The 25,680-nt window shown below is 71.1% G+C and carries 27 protein-coding genes and 1 pseudogene; 23 read left to right on the top strand and 5 right to left on the bottom strand.

What is annotated here, in order from left to right:
- The first annotated feature begins 171 nt into the window (after positions 1-171).
- The 5 genes from CXR04_RS01760 to CXR04_RS01740 are packed head-to-tail and all read left to right on the top strand — an operon-like array spanning position 172 to position 6,031.
- Positions 172-1,158: a TauD/TfdA family dioxygenase gene (locus CXR04_RS01760; RefSeq protein WP_101420136.1), complete on the top strand. Its 987-nt coding sequence runs from the start codon at positions 172-174 to the stop codon at positions 1,156-1,158.
- A gap of 23 nt (positions 1,159-1,181) precedes the next feature.
- A complete protein-coding gene (locus CXR04_RS01755) occupies positions 1,182-2,171 on the top strand; it encodes an ornithine cyclodeaminase family protein (RefSeq protein ID WP_234379991.1) in 990 nt (329 codons plus the stop codon).
- Entirely contained in the window at positions 2,162-3,556 is a 1,395-nt protein-coding gene (locus CXR04_RS01750) for a Y4yA family PLP-dependent enzyme (RefSeq protein ID WP_234379990.1), read from the top strand. The genes CXR04_RS01755 and CXR04_RS01750 overlap by 10 nt, the downstream gene beginning before the upstream one ends.
- A 39-nt stretch (positions 3,557-3,595) precedes the next feature.
- Positions 3,596-4,630, top strand: a complete 1,035-nt coding sequence (locus CXR04_RS01745) for a cysteine synthase family protein (RefSeq protein WP_101420134.1) — start codon at positions 3,596-3,598, stop codon at positions 4,628-4,630.
- 3 nt (positions 4,631-4,633) lie between these two features.
- A complete protein-coding gene (locus CXR04_RS01740) occupies positions 4,634-6,031 on the top strand; it encodes an MATE family efflux transporter (protein ID WP_101420133.1) in 1,398 nt (465 codons plus the stop codon).
- 14 nt (positions 6,032-6,045) lie between these two features.
- Here the strand turns inward: CXR04_RS01740 and CXR04_RS01735 are convergent, their stop codons facing one another.
- Together CXR04_RS01735 and CXR04_RS01730 are read right to left on the bottom strand one after the other, a co-directional pair.
- Positions 6,046-6,990 carry a M56 family metallopeptidase gene (locus CXR04_RS01735; protein ID WP_101420132.1) on the bottom strand — a complete coding sequence of 315 codons (945 nt, stop codon included), beginning with the start codon at positions 6,988-6,990 and terminating at the stop codon, positions 6,046-6,048.
- The gene (locus CXR04_RS01730; protein WP_101420131.1) at positions 6,987-7,370 is read right to left on the bottom strand and encodes a BlaI/MecI/CopY family transcriptional regulator; all 384 of its coding nucleotides are present in this window, start codon (positions 7,368-7,370) and stop codon (positions 6,987-6,989) included. The genes CXR04_RS01735 and CXR04_RS01730 overlap by 4 nt, the downstream gene beginning before the upstream one ends.
- Positions 7,371-7,606: 236 nt before the next feature.
- Between CXR04_RS01730 and CXR04_RS01725 the strand changes: the two are divergent.
- The 15 genes and pseudogenes from CXR04_RS01725 to CXR04_RS01655 all read left to right on the top strand — a co-directional run.
- Positions 7,607-7,941, top strand: a pseudogene (locus tag CXR04_RS01725) (IS110 family transposase); the annotation flags it as partial.
- A gap of 286 nt (positions 7,942-8,227) precedes the next feature.
- Complete coding sequence (locus tag CXR04_RS01720; protein WP_101420130.1) at positions 8,228-8,740, top strand: methylated-DNA--[protein]-cysteine S-methyltransferase; 513 nt, start codon at positions 8,228-8,230, stop codon at positions 8,738-8,740.
- A gap of 43 nt (positions 8,741-8,783) precedes the next feature.
- A complete protein-coding gene (locus CXR04_RS01715) occupies positions 8,784-9,281 on the top strand; it encodes an RNA polymerase sigma factor (RefSeq protein ID WP_234379989.1) in 498 nt (165 codons plus the stop codon).
- A gap of 5 nt (positions 9,282-9,286) precedes the next feature.
- Positions 9,287-9,898: a methylated-DNA--[protein]-cysteine S-methyltransferase gene (locus tag CXR04_RS01710; RefSeq protein WP_101426140.1), complete on the top strand. Its 612-nt coding sequence runs from the start codon at positions 9,287-9,289 to the stop codon at positions 9,896-9,898.
- Positions 9,895-10,635, top strand: a complete 741-nt coding sequence (locus tag CXR04_RS01705) for a 2OG-Fe(II) oxygenase (protein WP_101420128.1) — start codon at positions 9,895-9,897, stop codon at positions 10,633-10,635. The genes CXR04_RS01710 and CXR04_RS01705 overlap by 4 nt, the downstream gene beginning before the upstream one ends.
- Positions 10,636-10,649: 14 nt before the next feature.
- Complete coding sequence (locus CXR04_RS01700) at positions 10,650-10,976, top strand: Ada metal-binding domain-containing protein (protein WP_101426139.1); 327 nt, start codon at positions 10,650-10,652, stop codon at positions 10,974-10,976.
- Positions 10,924-11,448 (top strand): hypothetical protein, encoded by a 525-nt coding sequence (locus CXR04_RS01695; protein WP_199850370.1) that lies wholly within the window; start codon positions 10,924-10,926, stop codon positions 11,446-11,448. Before CXR04_RS01700 ends, CXR04_RS01695 begins: the two co-directional genes overlap by 53 nt.
- Positions 11,445-12,116 carry an alpha-ketoglutarate-dependent dioxygenase AlkB family protein gene (locus tag CXR04_RS01690; RefSeq protein WP_101420127.1) on the top strand — a complete coding sequence of 224 codons (672 nt, stop codon included), beginning with the start codon at positions 11,445-11,447 and terminating at the stop codon, positions 12,114-12,116. The genes CXR04_RS01695 and CXR04_RS01690 overlap by 4 nt, the downstream gene beginning before the upstream one ends.
- A gap of 4 nt (positions 12,117-12,120) precedes the next feature.
- Positions 12,121-12,750, top strand: a complete 630-nt coding sequence (locus tag CXR04_RS01685; RefSeq protein WP_101420126.1) for a DNA-3-methyladenine glycosylase I — start codon at positions 12,121-12,123, stop codon at positions 12,748-12,750.
- Entirely contained in the window at positions 12,747-13,619 is an 873-nt protein-coding gene (locus CXR04_RS01680) for a DNA-3-methyladenine glycosylase family protein (protein WP_199850369.1), read from the top strand. Before CXR04_RS01685 ends, CXR04_RS01680 begins: the two co-directional genes overlap by 4 nt.
- A gap of 165 nt (positions 13,620-13,784) precedes the next feature.
- A complete protein-coding gene (locus CXR04_RS01675) occupies positions 13,785-13,970 on the top strand; it encodes a hypothetical protein (protein WP_101420125.1) in 186 nt (61 codons plus the stop codon).
- 98 nt (positions 13,971-14,068) lie between these two features.
- Positions 14,069-15,667: an ISL3 family transposase gene (locus tag CXR04_RS01670; RefSeq protein WP_234379988.1), complete on the top strand. Its 1,599-nt coding sequence runs from the start codon at positions 14,069-14,071 to the stop codon at positions 15,665-15,667.
- Between the two features lie 742 nt (positions 15,668-16,409).
- Positions 16,410-16,859, top strand: coding sequence for an ester cyclase (locus tag CXR04_RS01665; protein WP_101420124.1), 450 nt, complete (start codon positions 16,410-16,412; stop codon positions 16,857-16,859).
- A 160-nt stretch (positions 16,860-17,019) separates the two neighbouring features.
- Complete coding sequence (locus CXR04_RS36610) at positions 17,020-17,340, top strand: isocitrate lyase/phosphoenolpyruvate mutase family protein (RefSeq protein WP_324843321.1); 321 nt, start codon at positions 17,020-17,022, stop codon at positions 17,338-17,340.
- Between the two features lie 516 nt (positions 17,341-17,856).
- On the top strand, positions 17,857-18,129 hold the full coding sequence (locus tag CXR04_RS01655; RefSeq protein ID WP_101420123.1) for a hypothetical protein: 273 nt from the start codon (positions 17,857-17,859) through the stop codon (positions 18,127-18,129).
- 555 nt (positions 18,130-18,684) lie between these two features.
- Here the strand turns inward: CXR04_RS01655 and CXR04_RS01650 are convergent.
- Positions 18,685-18,960: an acyl-CoA-like ligand-binding transcription factor gene (locus CXR04_RS01650; RefSeq protein WP_159072432.1), complete on the bottom strand. Its 276-nt coding sequence runs from the start codon at positions 18,958-18,960 to the stop codon at positions 18,685-18,687.
- Between the two features lie 424 nt (positions 18,961-19,384).
- On the opposite strand from CXR04_RS01650, the gene CXR04_RS01645 reads away from it, so the two are divergent.
- From CXR04_RS01645 to CXR04_RS35470, 3 genes are all read left to right on the top strand, one after another.
- Positions 19,385-21,601 (top strand): sulfatase-like hydrolase/transferase, encoded by a 2,217-nt coding sequence (locus CXR04_RS01645; protein ID WP_101420121.1) that lies wholly within the window; start codon positions 19,385-19,387, stop codon positions 21,599-21,601.
- A gap of 110 nt (positions 21,602-21,711) precedes the next feature.
- Positions 21,712-22,068: a hypothetical protein gene (locus CXR04_RS01640; protein ID WP_101420120.1), complete on the top strand. Its 357-nt coding sequence runs from the start codon at positions 21,712-21,714 to the stop codon at positions 22,066-22,068.
- Entirely contained in the window at positions 22,065-22,631 is a 567-nt protein-coding gene (locus CXR04_RS35470; protein WP_234379987.1) for an LLM class flavin-dependent oxidoreductase, read from the top strand. Before CXR04_RS01640 ends, CXR04_RS35470 begins: the two co-directional genes overlap by 4 nt.
- Positions 22,632-22,668: 37 nt before the next feature.
- On the opposite strand, the gene mgtA is transcribed toward CXR04_RS35470, so the two are convergent.
- Complete coding sequence (gene mgtA / locus CXR04_RS01630; RefSeq protein WP_234379986.1) at positions 22,669-25,323, bottom strand: magnesium-translocating P-type ATPase; 2,655 nt, start codon at positions 25,321-25,323, stop codon at positions 22,669-22,671.
- Positions 25,307-25,651 (bottom strand): ArsR/SmtB family transcription factor, encoded by a 345-nt coding sequence (locus CXR04_RS01625; protein ID WP_101420119.1) that lies wholly within the window; start codon positions 25,649-25,651, stop codon positions 25,307-25,309. Before CXR04_RS01625 ends, mgtA begins: the two co-directional genes overlap by 17 nt.
- Positions 25,652-25,680: the final 29 nt, after the last annotated feature.

Raw genomic sequence — 25,680 nt, 5'->3', positions numbered from 1 at the left:
TCGCGCCGGTTAGGGTTGCCTCACCTTAGCAGCGTTGTTACGTTCCAGGTGCCCGGCGGCGCCCCGGGCCGGGCAGTCACCGACCCGCTTCGCGCTCTTTCCTCCGCTTGCGAGCCGATACGGCGACGGCGCACGCCCGTGCCCCGATTCGCCCCTCTGGAAGGTGCCACCGTGCCCACCTGCCCTGCCCCGGTACGTCGCCTCGACGCCACCGCAGCAGCAGATCTGACCACCGCTGCCGCCCGGCTCACGGCCGCTCACGGCTCCGCCGCCTCGCCCGCACTCCTCGCCGCCCTCCCCGGGGCCTGCGCCCGCCTCGGGGACGAAGTCCGCCACCCCTTACGGTCCGTGGACACCCCGGACGGGCTGGTCGTCCTGCGCGGACTCCCCCTCGACGAGACCGAGGCCGGACCCACCCCCGGCCACTGGTCGAACACCGGCGGCAACGGCGCGCTGTGGGACGTCGTCCTGCTGCTCGTCGCCTCGCTGCTGGGCACCCCGATCGCCTGGGAAGGCCAGCAGGACGGCCGGTTCGTCCACGACATCGTTCCCGCGCCCGGCCACGAGAGCGAGCAGACCGGTGCCTCCAGCTCCGTGCTGCTCGCCCCGCACACCGAGGACGCCTTCCACCCCGGCCGCGCGCACCTGCTTCTGCTGTGCTGCCTACGCAACCACGACCGCATCGCCACCACCGCGGCCAGCATCCGCCGCACCACCCTCGCCCCGGCCGACGTCAGGCAGCTCAGCCGGCCCGCCGTGCCGATCCTCCCCGACGACGCCTACGGCCGGGCCCGGCAGTTCGCCGGACCACCCGCCCCCGTACCGACCCTCTTCGCCGCCTCCGAGGGTCTGACCATGCGGTACGACCCCGCCTACACCCCGCTCGACGACGCCGACGGCCCATGGCGCGAGGCGTACCGGCGGCTGGCGGACGAACTCGCCCGGGTCTCCGTCGCGGTCAGTCTGGAGCCGGGCGACATCCTGGTCGTGGACAACGACGTCGTCGCCCACGGCCGGGTGCCCTTCCGGGCCCGCTACGACGGCACCGACCGCTGGCTCAAGCGCGCCTCCGTGCGCGTCCCCGGGCGGCGCACCCGCCCGGCCGCGGAGGCAGACGAGCACGGGTACGGCCAGGCCGCTCGGCCGGCGTTCGCGTGAGCGGGACGGGAGAACACCGCGACGTGGACACCGAAACCAAGAGCCTGCGCATCCTCACCCGGAGCGACATCGAGGCCGTCGACATCACCCTCACCGACGTGCTCGACGTCGTCGCCCAAGCCATCAGACCGCTCGCGGACGGCACGTCCGCCAACCCCGCCAAGCTGTCCGTCAGCGCGCCGGACGACAGCTCCGTCTCGTACGCGATGCTCGGCCGCGACGGAACCCGCAAGGTCGTCGCCGTCCGTGCCTCCTACCGGCACGACCCGCACCGCGACCGCGCCCGCCTGCGGCACTACACCACCCTCACCCTGTACGACGACGACGCCGGCCTGCCGCTGGCACTCATGGACTGCGGCCGTATCGGCGCCCTGCGCACCCCGGCCGTCTCCGCTCTCATCGCCCGTGCCTGCGCACCCCCGAACGCGCGCACCGCCCTGCTGATCGGCACCGGAACCACGGCCCGCATGGCGCTGCCCCTGCTGCTGACGGCCCTGCCCGGCCTGGAGAGGCTGGTGCTGTACGGCACCCACCCGGACGGGATCGCGGCCGTGTGCGAGCAGTTCGCCGCGCACTTCCCCGACCGTACGGTGGAGGTCGCCGGGGACGTCCGGGCGGCGGCGGAAGGAGCTGACGTCCTGATCGGCACCGCCGGCCCCACCACCCCGGCGGCCGTCGAAGCCGACTGGCTGAAACCCGGAGCCCTCTGCGTCCTGGTCGGCTACGGGCTGGCACCCTCCACCCTGCACCGCGCCGACCGGGTGATCGCCACCAGCGCCGACCAGATGGCACACACCGGCGGCGACCTGGTCGACGCCGGCGGCACGCTCCGCCGCGTCGACGCCGAGCTGGCCGGCATCCTTGCCGGCCGCGCCGCGGGACGTGCGGGGCCGGGCGAGCGGATCTTCGCGTACAACAGCGGCCTCGTCGTCACCGATATCGCCCTCGGTCACCACTTCGCCCGGCTCGCCCTCGAACAGGGCCTCGGAACGGAGATTCCGCTGTGGAAGTGACACCCGATGTGCCCCGCGAACCGACCCCCGCCTCCTGGCCGACGCTTCCCGCCCGCCCCGACCCGGCCACCCGGCAGGTCGTCGCCAGCGGCCTGGCGGCCGAACTCGCCTACGCGCTCGGCGGCCCGTTCCACTTCCTGCTGCCCGACGCCTTCACTGCCAACCTCGCTGCCATGCAGACCGCCTTGGCCGAGGCCGGTGTGGAGGGTTTCGTCTGCTACGCGAAGAAAGCCAACAAGGCGGCCGTCTTCGTCGAACGCGCCGCCGCCGGCGGGGCGGGCATCGACGTCGCCTCCGCCGCCGAACTGCGCGAAGCCCTCGGCCACGGCGTACGCGGCGGACACCTCATGGTGACCGGCCCGGCCAAGGACCCCGCCCTGCTCCGCCTCGCGGTCCAGCACGGCACCACCGTTGCCGTGGACGCGCTCGACGAACTCGACCAGGTGGTCTGCCTGGCACTCACCGGGCGCGTACGCCCCGCCCGCGTGCTGCTACGCGTCCTTCCGCCCGCCGAGCCCCACTCCCGGTTCGGGATGAACGACAGCGAACTGACCACCGCCCTCAAGCGGTGCCTCGAAGCCGGTGACACCGTACGGATGGAGGGCTTCAGCTTCCATCTTTCCGGCTACGCCCTCCAGCCCCGCGCCGACCTCGCCGCCCACCTGATCGACCTGTGCCTCGCGGCCCGGTCCCAGGGCCTGCCGGCCGACCGGATCTCCCTGGGCGGCGGCCTGCCCGTCAGCTACGCCGACGCAGGCGCCTGGCGCACCTTCCTGCACACCCAGCGACCCGCCCACTACCACGCCGGCAAGACGTTCCGTACCGGCGACTTCTACCCCTACCACTCACCCACCGCAGGAGCAGAGGCCCTCGCCGCGCTGCTGGCGGCCCGTCCGCAGAACACCGCCCGCACGCTCGCGGACCTGCTCGCGGACGCCGGGATCCGCCTGATCCTCGAACCCGGCCGGGCCCTGCTCGACAGGGCCGGCGCCACCGTCTTCCGCGTCCAGGGGGCCAAGGAACGCGACGGCTACCGGATCGTGACCGTCGACGGCACCAGCCTCAGCCTGTCCGAGCAGTGGTTCGGCAGCGAATACCTCCCCGACCCGCAGCTCATCCCCCAGGACCCGGCCCCCGCCGCCGGGGTGTTCCCGGCGAGCGTCGGCGCCGCCACCTGTCTGGAATCGGACATGCTCACCTGGCGCAAGATCCCCTTCCCGCACCCGCCGCGGCCGGGTGACCTCCTGCTCTATCCCAACACGGCCGGATACCAGATGGACTCCAACGAGTCCCGATTCCACGACCTGCCGCTGCCTCCCAAAGTCGTCGTCGACCGCACCGACCAGCCCCGGCCGCGCTGGCGCCTCGACCGCCACTTCACCTGACCACCACCCGCACCTTCCCCCCACCCCAGGAGCCCATGGATGTCCGGAGCCCTCCAGCGCCCCGCGATCGTCTCCCGCGTCTCCGACCTGGTCGGCAGCACCCCCCTGCTGGAACTCGCGACCACCGGGACCGGCAGCCGCCTCCTGCTGAAACTGGAGATGTTCAACCCCACCGGCACCGCGAAGATCCGCATGGCCCGCGCCATGATCGACGCCGCCGAAGCCGCCGGCGACCTGCGCGCCGGCGGCAGGATCGTCGAATCCACCTCCGGCAACACCGGCCTGGGCCTGTCCGTGATCGCCGCAGAACGCGGCTACACCTTCACCGCCGTCGTCGACCACCACGCCGCCGCCGACAAGCTGCGCGCCATGAAGGCCCTCGGCACCGAACTCGTCTACGTCGACGACGGCACCGGGGACCCCGGCGAACTCGCCACCGCCGCCCGCGAAGAGCGCGCCGCAGACCTGGCGCGCGGCCAGGCCAACACCGTCTTCACCGAACAGCACCACAACCCCGCCAACGGACTCGGGTACCTCCCCGTCGCGTACGAACTCGCCGAAGCCCTCGACGGGCAGATCGACATCCTCATCGGCGCCGTCGGCACCGGCGGCGGACTGTGCGGCACCGGCCGCGAACTGGCCGCGATCATCCCTGGCCTCACCGTCATCGGCGTCGAACCCAAGGGCTCGATCGCCTTCGGCGGCCCCGCCCACGACTACCACCAGTCCGGCACCGGCACCCCCGAAGGCGCCGAGATAGGCGCCCTCGTCGACTTCGACCTCATCGACGAAGGCGTCAAAGTCGGCGACATCGAAGCCTTCGCCACCTGCCGCGCCGTGGCCCGCACCGGGCTGCTCATCGGGGGATCCGCAGGCGGCGTCGTCCACGAGTCGCTGACCCGGCTGCCCGCACTCCCGCCGGGCACGGTTATGGTCGCCCTGGTCAACGACGGAGGGGAGAAGTACATGGACACCGTCTACAACGACGACTGGATGGCCGCACACGATCTCCTCAGCCCCGCGACCGAACACGAAGTGAGCGAGCACCTCGCCAAGCTGCGCCGGACCCGGTAGCCCATGCTCTCGACCCTCCTCCGCGACAGCCGGGCCCTCGGCGCCCTGGCCATCCCGCTCATCCTTACCCAGCTCGCACAGGTGGCCCTGACCACCACCGACACGGTGATGATGGGCATGCTGGGCACCACCGAACTCGCGGCCGGCGGCCTGGCCATCGTGATCTTCAACCAGATACGCACCATGTGCGTCGGCCTGGGCACCGCCGTCGGCAACCAGATAGCCGCCGCCGCTGCCCGCGCCGAGAAGGCCGGCGGCGACACCGCGGCGGATGAGGACGGCCGCAACGAGATCCGCGCCCTCGTCCGCGCCAGCCTCGCCGTCGCCACCCTCGCCGGTGTCGCCGGCGCCGCCCTCATGGTCCTCATCGGCCACACCCTGTCCTGGCTCGGCCAGGACGCATCCGTCGTCGGCCTCACCCAGACGATGCTCTACGCCCTGGCCCCCGGCCTGCTGCCCTGCCTGTGGTTCCAGGCCGTACGCCAGTTCACCGTCGGCATGCGCCGCCCCCAGGCCCTCCTGCAGATCACCCTCGCCTCCGTCGCCGTGAACGCCGCACTCAACTGGGCACTCATCCACGGCACGTCCGGCCTGCCCCACCTCGGCCTCAGGGGCGTCGGCATCGCCACCTCCGCGGTGTACCTGCTGTCCTTCGCCGCCCTCTACCTCGCCGCTAAACGGGACGACGAACTCGCGCCGCTCCTCACCCTCGGCGTCGCCCGCGCGGACACCGCCACGATGAAACGCCTCCTCCGCCTCGGCATCCCCATCGCCGCCACCTACGGCTCCGAAGCCGGATTCTTCTCTGTCACCGCGCTGATGGCCGGCTCCTTCGGCCCCGCCGCCCTCGCCGCCCACGCCGCCGTCAACCAACTCGTCTACATCGTCCTCCAGGTCGCCATCGGCCTGTCCCACGCCGCGTCCATCAACGTCAGCCGCGAACTCGCGCTCGGCAACCACGACGGCGCCCGCCGCATCAAGAACACCGCGCTGGCCTGCGCCGCCGTCGTCATGACCGCGGTCGGCACCGTCTACCTCGCCCTGCCGAACCTGGTCCTGGCACCCTTCCTCGACACCGGCTCCGACGACGCCGTCACCATCGCCACCCACCTCCTGATCGTCACCGCCTTCCTGCAGTTCTTCGACTGCACCCAGAACATCGGCATCGGACTCCTGCGCGGCCTCGACGACACCAGGAGCGGCTTCCGCATCACCCTGATCGGCTACTGGGCCTGCGGGCTGCCGACGGCATGGTTCTTCGCGTACGCCCTGAACCTCGAAACACTGGGCATCTGGCTCGGCCTCCTCACCGGCCTCGCCACCACGGCCGTACTCCTGCTGCACCGTTATCACTTCGCACTCGCCGCGGCACAGCTCCAGCCCGCGACCACCACCGCCTGAACACCGATACGGACTCAGTGGCCACGAACGGCGACGGCCGCGTACTCCACGTACTCATGCAGCCCATAGGCCAGCCCGAAGGCAGTCAGCGCCGCGACGGCCACCGTCCCCGCCAAGGCTGCGACCACCGCACGCGCAACCCCGCGCGGGGCCGCCGGCTCGGGCCGGAGCAAAGCCTCGACGCGCTGGGGCACCGGCCCGCTCACCGCCGACAGCAGCGGATATGCTCCCGCGCCCGACTGGCCGCGGCGCGATCCGGCCAGCGCCGCCCGTGCGATGGCCGCAGCAGCAACCCGCCGGTCACCCACGACCGAGGCTGCCGCCTCGTCGGCCCACCGCTCCAGGTGGAAGGCCAGCGACTCCCGCAGACGCTGCAGGGCGGGATGGACCACTGCGGCGAGGTCGACCACCGCCGACAGCACATGATGCCGGTCGGCGAGGTGGGCCCGTTCATGGGCCAGCAGCACCTCGCGCTCGCTCTCCTTCAACGCCCGCATCATCCCGGAGGTCACCACCACCCGACCACGGCGCCCCCGGTAGCCGGGAAGAGCGAAAGCATCCGCCTCGGCTCCCGGGACCACCCACAAGTCCCCCTCCCGAGCCCCCTCCTGGGCAAGGTGCCAGGCACGCTTCAGCAACGAACGCTGCTGGAGCCACCGCCGCAGCAGCAGCATCAACTGTGCGAGCATCACCACCCCGGCGGCGACGGCCAAGGGGACCGCGACAGGCCACACCTCCAGCACCCGAGCCAGGGACAACTCCTCCAGCACGGCGAGAAACGGCACGTGGAACAGCCCGACCAGCGCCGCGATCGTCCCGCCCGCCAGCAGCACCGCCGCACCCGCCAGCGCCCAGCACGCCTCACGCGGCGGCAGTACCCCGGCCAACCGGCGTGCAACCGGACCGGCACCCCACGGAAACGCGAGAGCCAGCACAACCAGCACCAGTACGGAGGTCACCCGGACTCTTCCCCGGCCTCAAGCAGCAGCCCCCGCAGTGTCTCCTCGTCGTCCTCCGACAACGAGGACACGAAACGCTTCAGCACCAAGTCGCGGCGCGGGTCGCTCTCCAACTCACGGCGCATGCGATCAGCGACCAGGCCCGGCGCATCCTCAACCGGCTCATAGGCGAACCCCCGCCCCGAACGAGTCCGGCGCAGCGTGCCCTTCTCGTACAGACGACTCAAGATCGTGGCCATCGTCGTCCTGGCCAACCCCTCACCGAGCGCAGCAATCACCTGCTGCGCGGTCATCGGCTCACCAGCCCGCCACAACACCGCCAGCACGTCCGCCACAAGCTCGCCGTGCCGACGCCGCTCGCCCCGCCCCTTGTCCGCCAACTCCTACCGCCCTCCTACGCCCCAGGGCAGCCCGGGAAGCCCCATGCGGCCAACAACCTGCCGACGGCTACATCCGTGTGGACGAAGCAGCGTTCCTTCCAAGGTCTGGGATCAAAGTACCGCCCGAACGAGCACCTCGTGATCTACCCGCAGCCCCACCTCGACACGATGATCGGGGACATCCCCTTTGGAGCCCTATAGCTCAACCGTCCATGCCTCCCGGTCGCGTCGGTCTGGCGAGTCTCACCGTCGCCCGTGATGCCTGCTGCCAGGTCGCCTACCTGCCCGGACTCGCCATGCGCCGGATCGCCGACCTCTACCGGGCGAGGCGAAAACCGACGTGAAAGACGCCGCGGTCATCGCCGACGCCGCCCGCACGATGCCGCATACGCTGCGCTCGCTCAAGCTGACCGACGAGATCACCGCCGAGCTGACCGTGCTGGTCGGCTTCGGCCAGGACCTCGCGGCCGAGGCCACCCGCACCTCCAACCGGATACGCGGCCTGCTCACCCAGTTCCACCCCTCGCTGGAACGCGTCCTCGGCCCGCGCCTGGACCATCCCGCGGTGAGTTGCGTGACCATCAGCACATCGTGCGTCGGGATGCTGGTGCCGGCGAGCACGCCAGCAGGGTGAGTCAAGATCGACGACCGGTCAGTTACTGCTTCTCGTCGCGTCCCCCATGTGTTGGCCGCGATGCGCGTTCTCGGCAGCGACCGGGGCGTGGTCCCGTGCACATGCATGAGTCGGCCGGGAGTGTCAGCTCCGTGTGCTCCGACCCTGCGGGTCGACCGCATCAGAAGGGGATCTCACGTTCTGAGGGCGGCGTCCGTCTACAGGTCGAGAGAGGAGGGACGCGATGGGTACGCGACATGTCGCGATCGACACGCAGCTCGGTCCGGTCACGATCGTTGCCAAGGGTGAGGCGATCGCCGGTCTGTATTTCAGGCACCACATCCGCCGGCCCCCGCAGGAAGCGTTCGGCCCCGAGGTCGGCGACGTGGCGGACCCCCTGCTGGAGGAGGCGGTCCGCCAGTTGGGCGACTATCTGGCGGGGCGGCGCAGGCGCTTCGATCTGCCGCTCGCCGCCGAGGGCGACGCGTTCCAGCACGCTGTCTGGGACATCGTGAAGAGCATCCAGTGCGGTGACACGACCACCTACGGCCGCATCGCCGAGCAGGTCGGAGGCCGTGCCCTGGCACAGCGGGTAGGACAGGCCGTCGGCGCCAACCCGCTGTGCATCTTCGTCCCGTGCCACCGTGTCGTCGCCGCCGACGGCTCCCTGACCGGCTACGCAGGCGGACTGAAGCGCAAGCAGGCACTGCTGGAAATGGAGGAACCGCCCGCGGACGACGCCGGACGGTTGTTCTGACAGGGAATCTCACGTTTGGCAGAGCACGCACGTCTTCAATGGGATGAACATGAAACAACCGTTCGAGAGTGTGGTCGCGCAGCACGGCGCCACCGTGCTGCGCGTCTGCCGGGTCGTCCTCGGCCCGCACGACGCTGACGACGCGTGGTCGGAGACCTTCCTGGCCGCCATGCGGGCCTATCCGGATCTGCCGGAGACGGCGAACGTGGAGGCGTGGCTCGTGACGATCGCGCATCGCAAGGCGATCGACGTGCTGCGTGCCGCGAAGCGCAACCCGCTGCCGGTAGACGAGGTACCGGAAACACCGGCCGGTCAGGGGATCCCGGACGCCGAAGCCATCGACGTCTGGGAGACGGTGAAGGAACTCCCCAGCAAACAGCGCCAGGCCATCGCCTATCGGTATGTGGCGGGGCTGGCGTACGCCGAGATCGCGGAGATCCTCGGCGGCACCGTCGAAGCGGCTCGCAGAGCCGCCGCGGACGGACTGAAGAATCTCAGGAAACAGTATCCGGGCGCGAACACGAAAGGAGCATCGCCGTGAGCGACATGCACAACAACAACGACGACGTCACCGCCCTGCTGTCGACATCCGTGGACGCCGACACCCTCAGTCGCCTCCACCGCCGTCTGGAGCAGGCCGCCGACCAAGCCGACCTGATCGATGTCGCTTACACGACCATCGACTCGCCCGTCGGCAAGCTGCTGCTCGCCGCCACCCCGAAGGGCCTGGTGCGCGTGGCGTTCGACACCGAGGACCACGACCGGGTCCTGGAGACTCTCGGCCGGAAACTCAGCCTCCGCGTCCTGCGCGCGCCGAAGCGGCTGGACGCGGCGGCCCGCGAGATCGACGAGTACTTCAGGCGGCGGCGCCAGGTCTTCGATCTGCCGCTCGATCTGTCCCTGTCACACGGTTTCCGGCGCGTGGTGCAAACCCATCTGCCTGAGATCGAGTACGGCCGGACCCGCAGTTACCGGGAGATGGCCGAACTCGTCGGCAACCCCAGGGCCGTACGGGCGGTGGGCACCGCGTGCGCGACCAACCCGCTGCCGATCGTCGTGCCGTGCCACCGAGTGCTGCGCACCGACGGCACCCTCGGCGGCTACATCGGCGGCCTTGCGGCCAAGACCACGCTGCTGGAACTGGAGGTCGCGGCATGAGCAAGACAACAGTGACCAGGAAGAAGGCGGACCCGTGGCGCCGCCGCGTCGAGTCCGGCGACTGGGCGGCGATCACCGAGGAGGTCGACGAGTACGGCGGCGCGCTGCTGCCGCAACTGCTGACGCCTGAGGAGTGCGTGGAGATCAGGGAGCTGTATGAGCAGGACGGTCTGTTCCGCAGCACGATCGACATGGGCCGCCACCGCTTCGGCGAGGGCCAGTACCGCTATCTCGACACGCCGTACCCGGAACCGGTCGAACGCCTCAAGCAGGCGCTGTATCCGAGGCTGTTGCCCATCGCCCGCGACTGGTGGGGCAGGCTCGGCCGGCCCGCGCCGTGGCCCGACTCCCTCGACGAGTGGCTCGAGATGTGCCACGCGGCCGGGCAGACGAAATCTACGGCGATCCTTCTCCACTACGGCGAGAAGGACTGGAACGCGCTCCACCGCGACCTGTACGGCGACCTCGTGTTCCCGCTGCAGGTGGTGATCAACCTCAACGAGCCCGGAGTGGACCACACGGGCGGGGAGTTCCTGCTGCTGGAACAGCGCCCGCGCGCCCAGTCACGCGGCACGGCCACGCTGCTGCCGCACGGCCACGGCTACCTGTTCACCACCCGCGACCGCCCGGTCAGATCCGCACGCGGCTGGTCGGCGGCGCCGGTCCGCCACGGCGTGTCCGCCGTCCGCTCCGGCGAACGCACCACGCTCGCCCTCGTCTTCCACGACGCCGCATGAGCGATAGGAGCGACATGAACGACGGCGGGAAGTCGTACACCCTCCTCGGGGCCGACGGCCGGTTCTACCGGTCGCCGGTCAAGGGGGGATGGGGCGGGCACCGCGGCTCCAGGATCTACGGACGGCTCGACTGCCCCGCCGCCCGGCGCGCCATTGCCCGCGGCGGCTATGTGAAACACCGCGCCTTCTTCACCGACGAGGCCACCGCAGTCGCCGCCGGGTTCCGCCCCTGCGGTGCCTGCTGCAAAGACCGCTACCAGCGGTGGAAGACCGCTAGAGAGAAGAACCGTGGAAGCCCTGACCAGCCCCTTGCTGAAGAGGCCGGCGAGCCACGACGCTGACCTGACCGCTACGGACGCCGAGGCCGAGGCTCTCGTCCGTCTTGTGCGCCGGCGCCGCGCGCAGACTATTGCGATCGGCTCGGGCCGCACTCCGCACGCTCTGGAGAGCGCGCGCCTCATCGAGGCGGCCTGGGAGCGTGCGGGAGGCACCACGCTGGCCACGATCACCTGGCCCGAGACGGGGGCCTCGTGGCTGCGCCACGCGTCCCGGTTCGCCGCCGTCGAACCGGACGTGTGGGTGATGGCCGGACCGGCGACCGGGTGGGCGCAGATGACCCGACGGTTGCTGTGGTCGACGTCCTGGCGGCCCGAGCGCACTCTGGCGACCGCGGCGGTCGGTGACCCGCGCACCCTCGCCCTCGTCGGCCTCATCAATCTGAACGGCCTGGTCGGCGCGACTGCCCACGGCACCACCTGGCTCGTCGACGACGACACCTTCCAGTACCCCGCCCGTACGCAGGAGAGGTCATGACCGCGCTGTTCACTCCGCAGCTCCCGGACCGCACGGCGCGAGAGATCGTCCCGGGAGCCCACCACATCCCTGACTGGCTTGCCCTGGAACAGCAGGAGTGGATCGTCGACCGGTTCCGTGAGTGGGTGCAGGGCCCGGTTCCGCTGCGCGCCGCGAAGGTCCGCGGGCACCAGATGTCCGTGCGCACGGTGTGCCTGGGCTGGCACTGGCAGCCGTACCAGTACACGAGGGCGGCCACCGATGTGAACGGCGCCCGGGTCCTGCCGTTCCCCGACTGGATGATCCGCCTGGGCCGCTACGCCCTCCGGGCCACCGGGCACGACGCGGCAACCGTCGGCGCCTACACGCCCGACACGGCGCTGGTGAACTACTACGACGCGAACGCCCGCCTGGGAATGCACCAGGACAAGGACGAGAAGTCCCGCGCCCCGGTCGTCTCGCTGTCCATCGGCGACACCTGCGCGTTCCGCTTCGGCAACACCGAAAACCGCAACAAGCCGTACACGGAGCTGCTGTTGGCCTCGGGCGATCTTTTCGTCTTCGGAGGTCCCGCCCGTCTGGCCTATCACGGGGTCACCAAGGTGCACGAGGACACCGCCCCCGAGGGATGCGGGATCAGCGGCGGCAGGATCAACATCACGATGCGTATGACAGGGTTCGACGGGTGATCGCATGACACAGCAAGCCACCACCGCCACCGCTGACCACGACCCGGGTGTCGTCGTCGGCGAGGACGGACTCGCCCGCCCGGCATGGGCGGCCGTCGATCCGCTGCTGCGCGACTACTACGACACGGAATGGGGCATGCCCGTCACCGACGAGCGCGGTGTCTACGAACGCGTCAGCCTCGAAGGCTTTCAGGCGGGCCTGTCCTGGGCGACGATCCTGCGTAAACGACCTGCGTTCCGTGAGGCGTTCGACGACTTCGATCCGGACGTCATCGCCGCCTACACCGATGCCGACGTCGAGCGGTTGATGGCGGATGCCGGGATCGTGCGCAACCGGCGGAAGATCCAGGCCGCCGTCACCAACGCCCGTGCCACCCTCAGGCTCCGTGAGGAGATGGGCCTGGCCGAACTGGTGTGGTCCTTCCAGCCGGAAACCACCCCACGCCCCCGGACGTTCGCGGAGATCCCCACGAAGTCCGCCGAATCGCTCGCACTGTCGAAGGAGCTGCGGCGGCGCGGGTTCGCCTTCGTCGGCCCGACCACCATGTACGCGCTCATGGAGGCGATCGGCATCATCGACACCCACCTGCTGGACTCGCACCGGCGCGGCAGCTCAGGAATCTGGACCACGTGACCCTCCTCCACCTCGTCCCGAACGGCCCCACCGACTCGGTGACCGCCTTGCGGATGCTGGCCGCCCACGCGATCCCGGGCGTCGAGGAGGTCGACGTCGTGGCCGGCACCTGCACCCGGCTGATGCCTCATACGGGAGGTCCGGTGCGGGTGACAGTGACTTTCGCGGAGGACGGTGTCGTCGCCCGCATCCCTGAGCGGACGCCCGACCCTGAAGGCATGGCGGACCCGGTGCGCCGCTGGCTCGACCTCGACGCCGACACCGGACACATCGCGGACGCCCTCTCCGTCGACCCGTTGATGAAGCCGCTGGTCGAACAGCGGCCCGGTATCCGGCTCATCGGGTATCCCGACGAATTCGAAGCGGTGATCGCGACGGTCGTCGGCCAGCAGGTCTCCCTCGCCGCCGCCCGCACCTTCCTGGGCAGACTCGTCGCCGCCTACGGAACACCGGCAGCCGGGCTGCGGACGCTGCCGCGACCACAGGACCTCGCGGCGGTTCCCGACGCGGAACTCCAGGCAGCCATCGGCCTGACCGGCGCCCGAACCCGCACTCTGCGGGCCGTCGCCCAGACGTGGGCGGACGGATTCGGCCTCACCGGACTCCCTGTCGAGGAGGCCCGCCGCGCCCTGCTGGCGCTGCCCGGGATCGGCCCGTGGACGGCTGACTACCTCACCGTGCGCGCGTTGCAGCACCCCGACACCTTCGCCCCCGGCGATCTGGTCGCCCGCAGGGCACTTGGGTCCGCAACGGCGGAGCAGGCCCGCACCATCGCAGAGCGGTGGGCGCCGTGGCGCTCCTACGCACTCCTCCAACTCTGGGCAGAGGCTGCCTACCGAACTCCCGTGCCGAGGACGGCGGGGGCCTGATTTCGCGCCTCGATCTCACGTTCTGTCGCGCGTAGGCGTCTTCCATCTGCCAGGCAATGCGCCCGGTGTGGCTGACCGCAGTCAGCCCGGTGGTGCCTGCGGCCGTCCCGCGCCCGACGGTCGCAGGCACCGCTGCTTTCGACGGGTGTGCAGGAGGAACAGCGGATGACCGGCCGACAGGGCAAGGAATACGACCTGACCGACTTCGACGTTGACGACTACCGGCCGGCGACACGGCGCGCGACCGCTGCCACGTACTACTTCCCGAACCTCGCCGAGCAGATCTCTCAGGCGGCCCAGCTCGCTGGCCGGCTTTGTTCACGAGAACCGGTTCTGGCTCAACTTCCGTGAAGCCCGACGCTGAGTGACGACCGAGGCTGGAGCTGACCTTCGGGAAGTTGCCCGAAAATGATCAGTGGTGATCTTGGTGTGGTCGACAGTTCGGCGCCGTGGAAGAGACGGTGCTCCGGTTGGAGGAGCTGCTGTTCTCGTCGATCGCGGACGTTGCGGTGCTGTCGGTGGACGTGAACAACGAGGCGATACGGATCGAGGCCCGCCGGACGACGGCCGGCTCGACGTGTCCGGACTGCGGAACCTGGTCGGGGCGGGTGCACAGCTCCTACCTGCGGTTTCCGGCCGACGTGCCCACGGCGGGGCGGCGGGTGGTGCTGAGCTTGCTTGTCCGCCGGTTCTTCTGCCCGAACGCTTCGTGCGGACGGCGGACGTTCGTCGAGCAGGTGCCGGGGCTGACCCGGCGGCACAGCCGGTGGAGCGAGCGCCTGCGCTCGACGCTGGCCGCGGTCGGCCTCGCGCTCGCCGGCCGGGCCGGCGCACGGATGGCCCGGGTCGTCGGGGTATCCGTCAGCCGCAGCACCGTGCTGCGGCTGGTCGACGCCCTGCCCGAGCCTCAGCCTCCGGCCCCGCGGGTGGTCGGCGTCGACGAGTACGCGATGCGCAAGGGCAGGGTCTACGGGACGGTGCTGGTCGACGTCGAGACCAGGCGCCCTGTGGATCTGCTGCCGGACCGCGAGTCGGCAACGCTGGCGGCCTGGCTCAGCGAACGTCCCGGCATCGAGGTGGTCTGCCGGGACCGCGCCCCCTTCTTCGCCGAGGGAGCGCGGGCCGGGGCCCCGACGGCTCTCCAGGTCGCGGACCGCTTCCACCTCTGGCACAACCTCGGCGAAGCCGCCGAACGATGTGTGTCGCGTCATCGATCCTGTCTACGGGCACCGTTCACCCTGCCTCGACGCGACGCGGCCAAGAACCCTCGGCAACCTGACGGGCAGAACAAATCGCCCTGGCCGACAGGCCACCGGTTCGCCGACCGCACACGCGAGAAACACGCGATCGTCCAGGCGCTGCTGGCCGAAGGTCTCAGCAGACGGGCCATCGGCCGCCGACTCCACATGACACACCGGACGGTCAAACGCCTCGCTGACGCTGCCGCCCCGGAAGACCTCTTCCAAGGGCAGTGGCAGAACCGGCCGACGAGGCTCGATGACTTCAAGCCCTACCTGCATGAGCGGTGGGCGGAAGGCTGCACGAACGCGTGGACGCTCTGGGAGGAGATCAAGGCTCACGGATACGCCGGCGGATACGGAACCGTGCGTGCCTACCTCCGGCCCTTCCGCAGCCCCTCGCGAACGGCGACCCACCCGCCCACGCCCCGGACGGTCACCCGGTGGATCCTCACCCACCCCGACGCCCTTCCGGAGACGGACCGACTCAAACTCAAGTCCGTCCTGGCGCACTGCCCTGAACTGGACGCTCTGACCAGCCATGTCCGCGCCTTCGCTCAGATGCTCACCCAGCTCCAGGGCCACCAGCTCCGCGAGTGGATAGCGGCGGTCCGCACCGACGACTTGCCCAGCATGCACACGTTCATCAACGGCCTCGAACGCGATCTCGACGCCGTCACCGCGGGCCTCACCCTGCACTGGAACTCCGGCGTCGTCGAAGGACACGTCAACCGCATCAAGATGCTCAAACGGCAGATGTTCGGCCGAGCCGGCTTCCGGCTCCTCCGTAAACGCGTCCTGCTCGCGTGACGGAGAGCGACCGCTTCACGGAAGTTGAGCCAGAACCGTTTCTCATGGACATCGAACACGACGTGCCGCCGACGCCTCCCCCTCTCGTGTACAGGTGCTGTCGGTTCTCGTGAACAAAGCCACCCGAGACCGGAAGCCGGTAACCGGGTAGCCATGACCCTGCTCGTCGCTTCGTCGGGTTGTGTCCCCACATCGTCGCGCAGCCGACTCTGAGCGGCGCGCGCGGTGCTGCTGCTGCGGGATGTTCAGAGTCGTCCTGTCCATTGTGGTGTGGAGCAGGCTCGTGCTGAGACATGGCCGCGGACCCGCGCCTGGCTGCCGCGCAGCAGATGCGGATCGTGGACGCCTCGTCCCTCGTCCCGGCCGTCTCCGTCGCCGCCGTCGCGGACCACAGGGGACGCAACCGGATGCTGATCCTCGGCATCGCCGTCGTCGCGGGCCGCCGCTCTGCCGGCGCTGACCGCCGGCTCGACCGAGGCCCGAATTGCCCTCAGGACACCCCTCGACATCTGCGGCGCGGTGATCACGCCCATGGCCCTCGCCCTGATCCGATTATCGTCAACGCCAATCCATCACCGCTCTCAAGGGACAGCCCTCGTTGCGCGAGTCCGCCCTCCCTCTCAGCCCCCAGGCCCGATTTCGCAAATCTTCATCGCTGATCTCACATACCGGGTCCGGTCACCGTCTTCGACGTGTCACCGCGCCGCTGGCGAATCGGTGACAACGACAGAAAGGAATAGCCATGTCGATCGAAGAGAACAAGGCCGTCGTCGGCCGGTGGTTCACGGAGTTCTGGGGCAAGTCCTTCAACCCGGAGATCATCGACGAGCTCGCCGCTCCGGACATCCGGTTCGAGTACTCGCTGCACAAGCCCATGCGCGGCCGCGATGAGGTGCGCGCATTCGCGACCAACTTCCGCGCGGCGTTCCCGGACCTCAACTTCTGGGGCACCGCGGACCTCATCGCGGAGGGCGACTACGTCGTCGGGCAGTGGGAGGGCGGCGGCACGCACACCGGGCCGGTCGTCTTCGACGACCTTCCCATCGGCTCCGCGCCCGCGGCGTCCGGCAAGACGCTCCGCTTTACCGGCACCACGGTGCTCAAGGTGCAGAACGGCCTCATCGTCGAAGAGGTCGGTCTCGACGACGGCGTGACGGTCCTTCAGCAGTTGGGCATCATCCCGACCGCGTGAGCATGCGCGGCAACATCCACTGAACGAGCCGGAGGGGGCCGCTGCGCACAGCGGCCCCTCCGGTCGTTCCATCGTCGGCTCCCGCGTGCAGACCCGCGCCGCCGCGAGGCGGTCACCACGCAGTGCAGTCCTGGGCCACCGACCGAACCCGACGCAGTGAATCTCTCGGGCCGGCACCTCACGTTCGCGGGCCGGGAGGCGTCTACCTGCTGCGAGGCCGAGACTCGGCCCGGAAGGAGAGCCCTCACGACGCCCGACATTCGTACCCAGCAAGAGCGCCGAGCAGTTCCGGAGGCTGCACGACGGCTTCCTCGTCCTGCCCAACGCCTGGGACGCGGGCAGCGCGCGTCTAGTCACCGAGGCCGGCGCCCAGACCATCGCGACTTCCTCGGGCGCGCAGTCCTGGTCGCAGGGTGTCGCCGACGGCCGTTCGCTGGCCAAGGCGGACGTGCTGGCGAGAGCTGTGGAACCGCGTCGATGAGGTGGTCGCCCTCGTCGCGCATGTGGGTGGCGCAGAGCAGGTCGTGGGCGGCGGCCTCGGTGGTCAGCGCGACGATCTCGTCGGTGTTCGCGAAGGAGCCGGGGGCGTAGCTCAGTCCGGTGGACAGGCCCTCACGTACGGGGCAAACGCCGCCGCTCAGCGCGCGACGCAATGAGAATCCGACAGCACGAACGAGAAGCAGTGAGAATCCGACAGGCTCAGTGCGACGGGACACCAGGCAGTCTCAGGTTCGTGGCCGGTTGGCCATTGAATGGCCAACCGGCGTGAGATTTGGCCACGCAAGCTGAGATCCCACAATGGCAAAGGACCACAGTTCGCCGGAGGCAGACAAGGAAGATCGCGGAAAGACTGGCCAAGTGGGTTGAGAGCATGTCAACGTCGACGACCTTGCCGAAAACCACCAGGTCAGAGAGGTGATTGCTCATGACCGCGGCTCACGCTGGCAACGGTTGCTCCACCAGTTCCGAGGCTGTGCGGCCGGGTGAGTGTCCGGAGATGACCGTCGGCGATCTCATCACCCTTCTGTCCGCCTGCAACCGGGACGCCCCGGTCCGTCAGGCGATGAACCCCTTCTTCCCGATGGCCCACCGCCTCGCGCAGGTGCTGCCGTCCGTGGACGAGACCGGCCGGCCCGTCGTCCACCTCGCCGAAGGGCGGGACGAGGACAGCCAGTTCGGACATCTGCCGCCCGAAGTGGCGGTGGCCCTGGCCTGGCAGAGCCCCATCCAGCCGCCCCCGCGCCGTCCCCGCCGCACCGACGCCCGCTGAACCGCAGCCGGACCCCCTTCTGGAGGCGCCCTGTATCCCGGCTTCCCGCTCGACCCGTCCCATCCGTTCGGCGCGCAGCGCGCCTACTGGGTCGGTCGGGTCTGATGCAGATTCGGGTGGCAGGTCAAGATGTCACCCGATCGTGCATCAGACCCGATGGACCAGGAAACCGCACTGAGGTAAGGCCGTTTCCCGGACAGCCGGTTCTACGCTTACCTGCGAGGCGACAACCGCAGCACGCCGTGCGCGCCCTGGCCGAGGCGCTACGCCGCTTCCCGGCCGCGACGGGCTCCGAACAGCCGCTGCCCGACGTCGGCGCGGACACCGTCACGGCGGCGTTCCACCAAGCCGTGCGGGCACCGGATGTTGCTCCTCTTGAACGACGCCCGCGGCAGCCGATAGGCCCGCGTGCTACTGCTGGCGAAGCCGATGTGCCTGGTCATCGCGGCGAGCCGGTACTGTTAACGGGCTTGATCGCCCATGAGGGAGCCCAGCCGATCTCGCTGGAGCGGGTCGCGGTCGGCCTGGTGGGCGCTACTCCTCTTTGCGGCCGACTCAGTGGACTGTCGGAGCTGGTGGCGCGACCACTTCGCGCAGCTCGGCGGCGGCCTGGGCCATGAGCTGAGCGAGGGTGGTGTCCGGCTCGGCTAGCCAGCGGGGCATGGCACGCCGGTGGATCGCCAGCACCACGTCGATGATGAAGCGTGCTTTTCCGGGCTCGACGCCGCGGCGCTCCAGCGCCGGTGCCAGCGCGTCGGCGATGTCGGCGAGCTTGATCAGATCGCGCTCGGCCAGTGCCGGGTTGGCGGCGATCACTCTTCCCCGGCGCAGCAGGAACTCGCGTGGGCGGAAGATCTCCTTGTCCAGCGGCAGTACTCCGGCACTGCAGGCCGCACCGAGAACTGCCAGATCGGCGTCTTCGCCGCCTACGTCGGCACGGCCGGCCGCGCCCTGGTCGACCGGCCCAGACCGGGCTTCGCCCCGGTACCCCTACTGACCCGACCGACATACACCAAGGCGGCACCCTGTGGTGCCTGCCCGTGCGTCGTGCACGGCTGGCCACGTACGTGCGATTCCGGCGGCCCGCGGCTGACGGGGCGTCACGCGGTCAGCCGCCAAACGCGCCGCCCGTGCGGTGGATTTCACGGGTACTTCACAAGCCGTGCATGGCCTGGCACCCCTGTGACCACGCACGATCACGGAGAAGCCGCCCACGTGCCCGTGGGCGGCGTGCGTTCTGTGAAGGAGCCCCGCCGTGTCCAGCCGTCGTCACTTCCTTGCCGGGTCCGCCGCGCTCGGCCTCGCCGCGCTGCCCCCCGGAAGCGCCCGCGCCGAAGGCCGGAGCCCCGCGGTGCAGGGCGGCGGCGGGCGGCCGAACGTCGTCGTGATCCTCGCCGATGACCTCGGGTACGGCGGCGTCGGCGCGTACGGACAGCGGCTCGTCCGCACGCCCCGGCTCGACCGGCTGGCGGCCGAGGGGCTGCGGTTCACCCAGGCGTACTCGGCGGCGGCCGTGTGCGCCCCGTCGCGCTGCGCGGCGCTGACCGGGGTGCACGCGGGGCACGGGCGGGTACGGGAGAACCCGTTCGGCGGCCCGCAGGGCTCCCTCACCGAGGACGACACGACCTTCGCCGAGGTGCTGCGGGGCCGGGGCTACCGCACGGCGTGCATCGGCAAGTGGGGTTTCGGGCCCGAGGAGGCGGACCAGCCGAGTCACCCCAACGCCCGCGGGTTCACCGACTTCTACGGCTACATCACGCACGGGCACGCACACCAGTACTACCCGCAGTACCTCTGGCACAACGGCGCGAAGGAGCAGATCCCCGAGAACGCCGACGGCGCGCGCGGCGCCTTCGTCATCGACCTCCTCCAGGAACGGGCCGTCTCCTTCCTCGACGCCCACGCCGGCGAGCCCTTCCTCCTCATGCTCAACCCCAACGTGCCCCACGCCCCCAGCGACATCCCCGACCAGGGCGAGTACGCCGACCGCCCGTGGAGCGAGGCGGACAAGGGCCACGCGGCCCAGATCACCAGGCTGGACGCGCTGGTGGGTGCGGTCGTGGACGCGCTGGTCCGGCTCGGCGTGCACCGCGACACCCTGCTGCTGTTCTCCAGCGACAACGGCCCGCACGAGGAGGGCGGCGTCGACCCCGACCTCTTCGACGAGAACGGGCCGCTGCGGGGCTACAAGCGCAACCTCTACGAGGGCGGCGTACGCGTCCCCCTGATCGCCTGGCGCCCGGGGACCGTACGGCCCGGCGTCAGCGAGCGGCCCACGCCGCTGACCGACCTGCTGCCGACCCTCGCCGAGGTGGCCGGCGCCCCGGCGCCGCGCGACGTCGACGGGCTCTCCGCCGCGTCCCTGCTGGCCGCCCGCCCGGCGCAGGCCCCGGTCCACCACCACCTGTACTGGTACCGCAACGACCCGGGGTCCACGAAGCGCGCCCACGCGGTCGACGGCGGCCGGATCCTCCGGCTCGCCGAGTCCGTGCGCCGCCGCGACTGGAAGGCGGTGCGGTTCGCGCCCGGCCGGGACCGGGAGGTGCCGGACGCCGCGTGGGACTTCGAACTGTACGACCTGGCCGCGGACCCGGCGGAGACCAGGGACGTCGCCGCCGAGTACCCGGGCGTGGTGGCCGAGCTCACCGGCCTGCTGCGGTCGTCCTGGGCCGGGGAGTACGAGCGCGAGCGCTTCGGGACCCGTATCGAGTCCCCCGAAATCGCCTATCCCGGCGAACCCTTCACCGTCACCGCAACCCTCGCCAACGGCTCCGGCCGGGCCTGGACCGACGCCAGGATCCGGCTGCACGCGCCCGCCGGCTGGCGGCTGCGCCCCGCCGGACCGGCCCGCGCCGCCGTGCTCCGGCCGGGGGCCGTCCTGCGGACGACGGTCGAGGTCACCCCGGCGCGCGGCGACGCCGCCGCGGGCCCGCGCCTGCTGCGCGCCGAGGGCACGGCGGCGTACGGCCGCGCCGCCCTGCGCTACCCGGCGTCCCGGACCGTGGCCGTGCCGCCGCCCGCACCGCGGCGCGACAGCTTCCTCAGCGACCTGGAGTGGGTGTCCGCCGGCAACGGCTGGGGACCGGTGGAGCGGGACCGCAGCAACGGCCGCCAGGCCGCGGGCGACGGCACCCCGATCGGCTTCGGCGGGGTGACCTACGCCAAGGGGCTGGGCGTGCACGCCCCCTCCGAGATCGTCTACCACCTCGGCGCCGCCGCGACCCGGATGACCGCGGTCGTCGGCATCGACGACTTCTCCGCGTCCCAGAGCGCGAACGGCGCGACGGCCGCGCAGGTGTGGGGCGACGGCCGCCTGCTGTACGAGAGCGGCACGCTCACCGCGGCCGCCGGGCCGCGGGAGGTGGACGTGGACGTCACCGGCGTCCGCCTGCTCCGGCTGGTGGTCCAGGACGCCAACGGCTCCACCTCGTACGACCACACCTCCTGGGCGGCCGCGCACGTCCGGGTCTGACCCCGGCGCCTGCCTCAGCGGATGTGCCGGGTGCGGGTGCTGATCTATCGAAGCGTCCGGTTCCCGATGAACTCCGGGAGACCCCGCAGTTCGCTGCGGGGGCCGCCCGCGTGATCCGCAGCGGAGCGATCGGATGGTTCCAGCTCCGCTCGGTCGGCGGCGCCGTCGCCGATGTTCCCTCGGACGCCACCGCCTATGCCCACCGCGAGGCGAGCTCCTCGCTCGTGGTGATGGACAGTGCGGACGAGGCGGTCGACAAGGCATGGGCGGAGCTGAGCCCCTTCCTCCACGGCCTTCACCTCAGCTTCGAGTCCAGCCTCCGTCCCGAGTGTCTCGCCGAGGTCTGGCCCCCACGGACCCTTGCGCGTCTGCGCCAGCTCAAGACCGTCTACGACCCGGAAGGTGTGTTCAGCGACAACTTCGCTCTCACGCCTTCCACGAACCACCCCGGAGGAGGCAACCTGTGACTGACTACGGCCACGAACTGTGGTTCGGCAGCTTCGTCACCCCCGCCGCCCGCCCACCTCAGGCGCCGGTCGAGCTGGCCCTGACGTCCGAGCGGGCCGGACTCGACTTCGTCAGCTTCCAGGACCACCCGTACCAGTCGGCGTTCCAGGACACCTGGACCCTGATGTCGTACGTCGCGGCACGCACGGAACGGGTCCGGATCAGCGGCAACGTACTGAGTCTTCCGTTGCGGCCCCCAGCCATGCTGGCCCGCGCAGCCGCGAGCCTGGACCGGCTCACCGGCAGGCGGGTCGACGCCCGCCCGGAGCGCGCCGCGGTGGTCATCCGCCGCGCCCGCATCGGCCCGGTGAGCAACGACATCGGCTTCGCCAGGCAACCGGACGGCTCGTTCGAGGCGATCATCAGCGAGTACGACCGGCGCCGGCACGACCCCGCCTGGCTGACCCCCTGCCTGGCTGACCCGGCTCGGCCAGTCCTACGGCCACGCCGCCACCCTGCGCTACGCGGCCGGACACGGCTACGAGGTCGCCACCGACGAACACCAGCAGGACGGCACCCGTGATCGCCAGGGACGGTGAACCTCTCGCCGCCGACGCGCGTCATCCGGTCGTACGCCGCCGGTAGCGGTTGCGCGCGAGGGCCAGGGCTGCCGCGTAGAGCGCGAGGACGGCGGCGAGTATCAGGTAGTAGGTCGGCGGTAGCGAACTCATGCCCAGGGCGGAGCCCAGCGGAGAGAGGGGGAGGGCCAAGCCGATGGCGGCGAGTGCGGCCGCGGCCAGCCGTAGCGGCAGGGGGGCGCGGCCTTCCCGAGGTGCGCAAGCCGTACGCAGCATGAGCATCACCAGCGCCTGGGTGAGGAGGTTCTCGGTGAACCAGCCGGTGTGGAACGCCGCCTGCTGCCCGCTGTCCGTCTGCTGTACCGCCCACACCAGTACGGCGAAGGTGGCCAGGTCGGCGACCGCGTTCAGCGCCCCGAAGCCGGTGACGAAGCGGAGGAAGTCCCGCGGATGGAGCGCCCGGGGGCGGCGCAGTGCGGCGGGGGAGGGGCGGTCGAAGGCGAGGGAGAGCTGCGCGGCGTCGAAGCACAGGTTCTGCGCGAGGACCTGGGCCGGGAGCATCGGCAGGAACGGCAGCAGCAGCGCGGCGGTGAGCATCGCCACCACGTTGCCCAGGTTGGAGGAGAGGGTGATGTGCAGATAGGTGGTGATGTTGCTGCTGCTGTACCGGCCGGTCGTGATCGCGTGCCCGATGGCGGTCAGGTCCTTGGCGGCGAGCACGACGTCGGCGGACTGCCGGGTGACGTCCACCGCGCCCTGCGGGGCGAGCGCGACGTCGGCGGCGCGCAGCGCGGGCAGGTCGTTGAGTCCGTCGCCCAGGTAGCCGGTGACGTGCCCGGCGTCGCCGAGCGCGCGCACGATGCGGGCCTTGTGGGTGGGCGTGCAGCGGGCGAAGACCGTGGTGGCGGTGGCGAGTTCGGCGAGTTCGCCGTCGGAGAGGCCGTCGATGCGGTCGGCGTCGACCACCGTTCCGGGGGCGAGTCCGAGATCGCGGCAGGCGCGGGCGGCGGTGGCCGCGTGGTCGCCGGTGAGGACCTTCACGGTGACGCCCCGCTCGGCGAGTTCGGCGAGGGCCGGGCCGGCTGTCCGTGTTGCGTGGTCGTGGAAGGCGAGGAGGCCGAGGAAGGTCAGGCCGTGTTCGTCGGGGTGCGCGTACGGGCCGAGGCGGGCGGGGCGCTCGGCGCGGGCCACGGCCAGCAGCCGCAGTCCCTGGCCGGCCTGCTGGTCGGCGAGAGCGGCCAGCAGGTCCCGGCCGGGGGCGTCGAGTGGCTCTTCCCCGTCCGGTCCGAGGAGACGGGTGCACCGGTCGAGGACCGCACCGACGGCGCCTTTGACGACGACGGTGTGCGTGCCCGGCCTTCCCGGGTCGCCTACGACGGCGGTGGCGATGCGGCGTTCCGGGTCGAACGGAAGGGCGGCCACCCCCTCGTACCGCAGTAGCGCGGTATGCATGCCCTCCGCGGCTTCGAGGACCGCGTCGTCCAGCGGGTCCGGTGCCGGTGGGTCGGCCAGTTGCAGTGTCCACAGACTGTTCACGGCACCCCAGTGGAGTACCTGCGCAGCCGGGCGGCCCTCGGCATCGAGGTAGCCGGCGACGACCGGGCGGTCCTGGGTGAGGGTGCCGGTCTTGTCGGTACACAGCACGTCCATGGCGCCCAGGTCGTGGAGCGCGGAGAGCCGCCTGACGATCACGTTCCGGTCGCGGGCCAGGCCGGTGGCGCCCCGGGCCAGCGCGGTGGTGACGATCACCGGAAGCATCTCCGGTGTCAGGCTGACCGCGACCGCCACGGCGAAGGGCAGCGTCTCCAGCCCCCTGTCGCGCAGCAGGGCGTTGGCCAGGAGCACCAGCGGGGGCGTCAGCAGCATGAAGCGGATGAGTATCCAGGCGATCCGGTGCACCGAGCGGTCGAACGCGGTCCGCCGCCCTGTCGCGCCGTCCCGCTGCGGCCCGTGGCCGGCGTACTGGGTGTCGGCTCCGGTGGCCACCACCAGGCCGACGCCACTGCCGGAGACGACGCTGCTGCCTTGGAACACCAGGTGTGAGCGGGCCGGCAGCGTCGTCTTCTCGTGTGCCGGCGGTGCGTCGACGGGGTACTTGGCCACCGGCGCGGACTCGCCGGTCAGGGCGGCCTGGTGCACGTGGAACCGGGCGGCGCGCAGCAGCCGGATATCCGCCGGCACCACGTCGCCCGGGCCCAGCCGCACCACGTCACCCGGGACCAGTTCCCAGGACGGGATCTCGCGGACCCGCGGTGCGGCGTCCGGGCCGGGGCGGCGCTGCACCGTCGCGGTGGCGGGCAGGCGGTCGCAGAGCGACGCGGCGGAGGCGTCGGCCCGGTATTCGCTGGTCGCCCGCAGCCCGCAACTGACCCCTACCAGGAAAAGGATCACGCAGGCGATTCCCCAGGACGCCACCGCCGCCGAGACGAGGGCCAGGCACAGCAGCACCGCCGTGAAGGGATCCCGCAGCCCGCGCCCGAAACGTCGAATCCACGGCAGCGCGGCCGGCTCGGGAGGCGTGTTCTCCCCCCAATGCAGCAGCCGCTCCTCGGCCTCCTTCTCCACCAGCCCGCGGGGGGAGGAGTCCAGCAGGCGCAGCATCTGCAGCCTGGTGTGACCCGCTGCCTCGGTCGCGGCGCCCGGGGGACGGGGCTCCGCCGCACCGCGGCGCGCCGCGGCCTCAGGCGCCCAGGTCACGCATCCGTCCCCCGCGTCCGCCCTCGGTCCGGGGGCCGACCAGCCAGTGCACCATGCTCACCACATCGGGGTCGTCGATCACGTACACCACGCGCCGGCCCTCCCGCCGGGAGCGCACCAATCCCGCCAGCTTCAGCTTCGTCAGGTGCTGGCTCACCGACGGCAGCGCCCCGCCCACCCGCTCGGCCAGCCCGGTCACGTCGCTCTCGCCGTGCGCGAGCGCCCAGAGGATGTGCAGCCGGGCCGGCGAGGCAAGCAGGCCGCAGGTCCCGGCCGCCTCGGCGAGCACATCTGCCGGCGGGTCTTCATCACCGATACTCCTGGCCACCGCTCTCTCCTGACGTTCCGCCGCCCCGC

Origin of the sequence: Streptomyces sp. CMB-StM0423 (assembly GCF_002847285.1) — a bacterium.
In the GTDB taxonomy this organism is placed as follows: domain Bacteria; phylum Actinomycetota; class Actinomycetes; order Streptomycetales; family Streptomycetaceae; genus Streptomyces.
The sequence above is the reverse complement of the archived record's forward strand: the minus strand, read 5'-3'. Positions and strand labels throughout refer to the sequence as shown.

Coding starts and splice junctions, on each gene's coding strand:
- CXR04_RS01745 (WP_101420134.1), top strand. CDS start 3,596: ATGTCCGGAGCCCTCCAGCGCCCCGCGATCGTCTCCCGCGTCTCCGAC.
- CXR04_RS01740 (WP_101420133.1), top strand. CDS start 4,634: ATGCTCTCGACCCTCCTCCGCGACAGCCGGGCCCTCGGCGCCCTGGCC.
- CXR04_RS01720 (WP_101420130.1), top strand. CDS start 8,228: ATGGGTACGCGACATGTCGCGATCGACACGCAGCTCGGTCCGGTCACG.
- CXR04_RS01715 (WP_234379989.1), top strand. CDS start 8,784: ATGAACATGAAACAACCGTTCGAGAGTGTGGTCGCGCAGCACGGCGCC.
- CXR04_RS01710 (WP_101426140.1), top strand. CDS start 9,287: ATGCACAACAACAACGACGACGTCACCGCCCTGCTGTCGACATCCGTG.
- CXR04_RS01705 (WP_101420128.1), top strand. CDS start 9,895: ATGAGCAAGACAACAGTGACCAGGAAGAAGGCGGACCCGTGGCGCCGC.
- CXR04_RS01700 (WP_101426139.1), top strand. CDS start 10,650: ATGAACGACGGCGGGAAGTCGTACACCCTCCTCGGGGCCGACGGCCGG.
- CXR04_RS01690 (WP_101420127.1), top strand. CDS start 11,445: ATGACCGCGCTGTTCACTCCGCAGCTCCCGGACCGCACGGCGCGAGAG.
- CXR04_RS01685 (WP_101420126.1), top strand. CDS start 12,121: ATGACACAGCAAGCCACCACCGCCACCGCTGACCACGACCCGGGTGTC.
- CXR04_RS01675 (WP_101420125.1), top strand. CDS start 13,785: ATGACCGGCCGACAGGGCAAGGAATACGACCTGACCGACTTCGACGTT.
- CXR04_RS01665 (WP_101420124.1), top strand. CDS start 16,410: ATGTCGATCGAAGAGAACAAGGCCGTCGTCGGCCGGTGGTTCACGGAG.
- CXR04_RS01655 (WP_101420123.1), top strand. CDS start 17,857: ATGACCGTCGGCGATCTCATCACCCTTCTGTCCGCCTGCAACCGGGAC.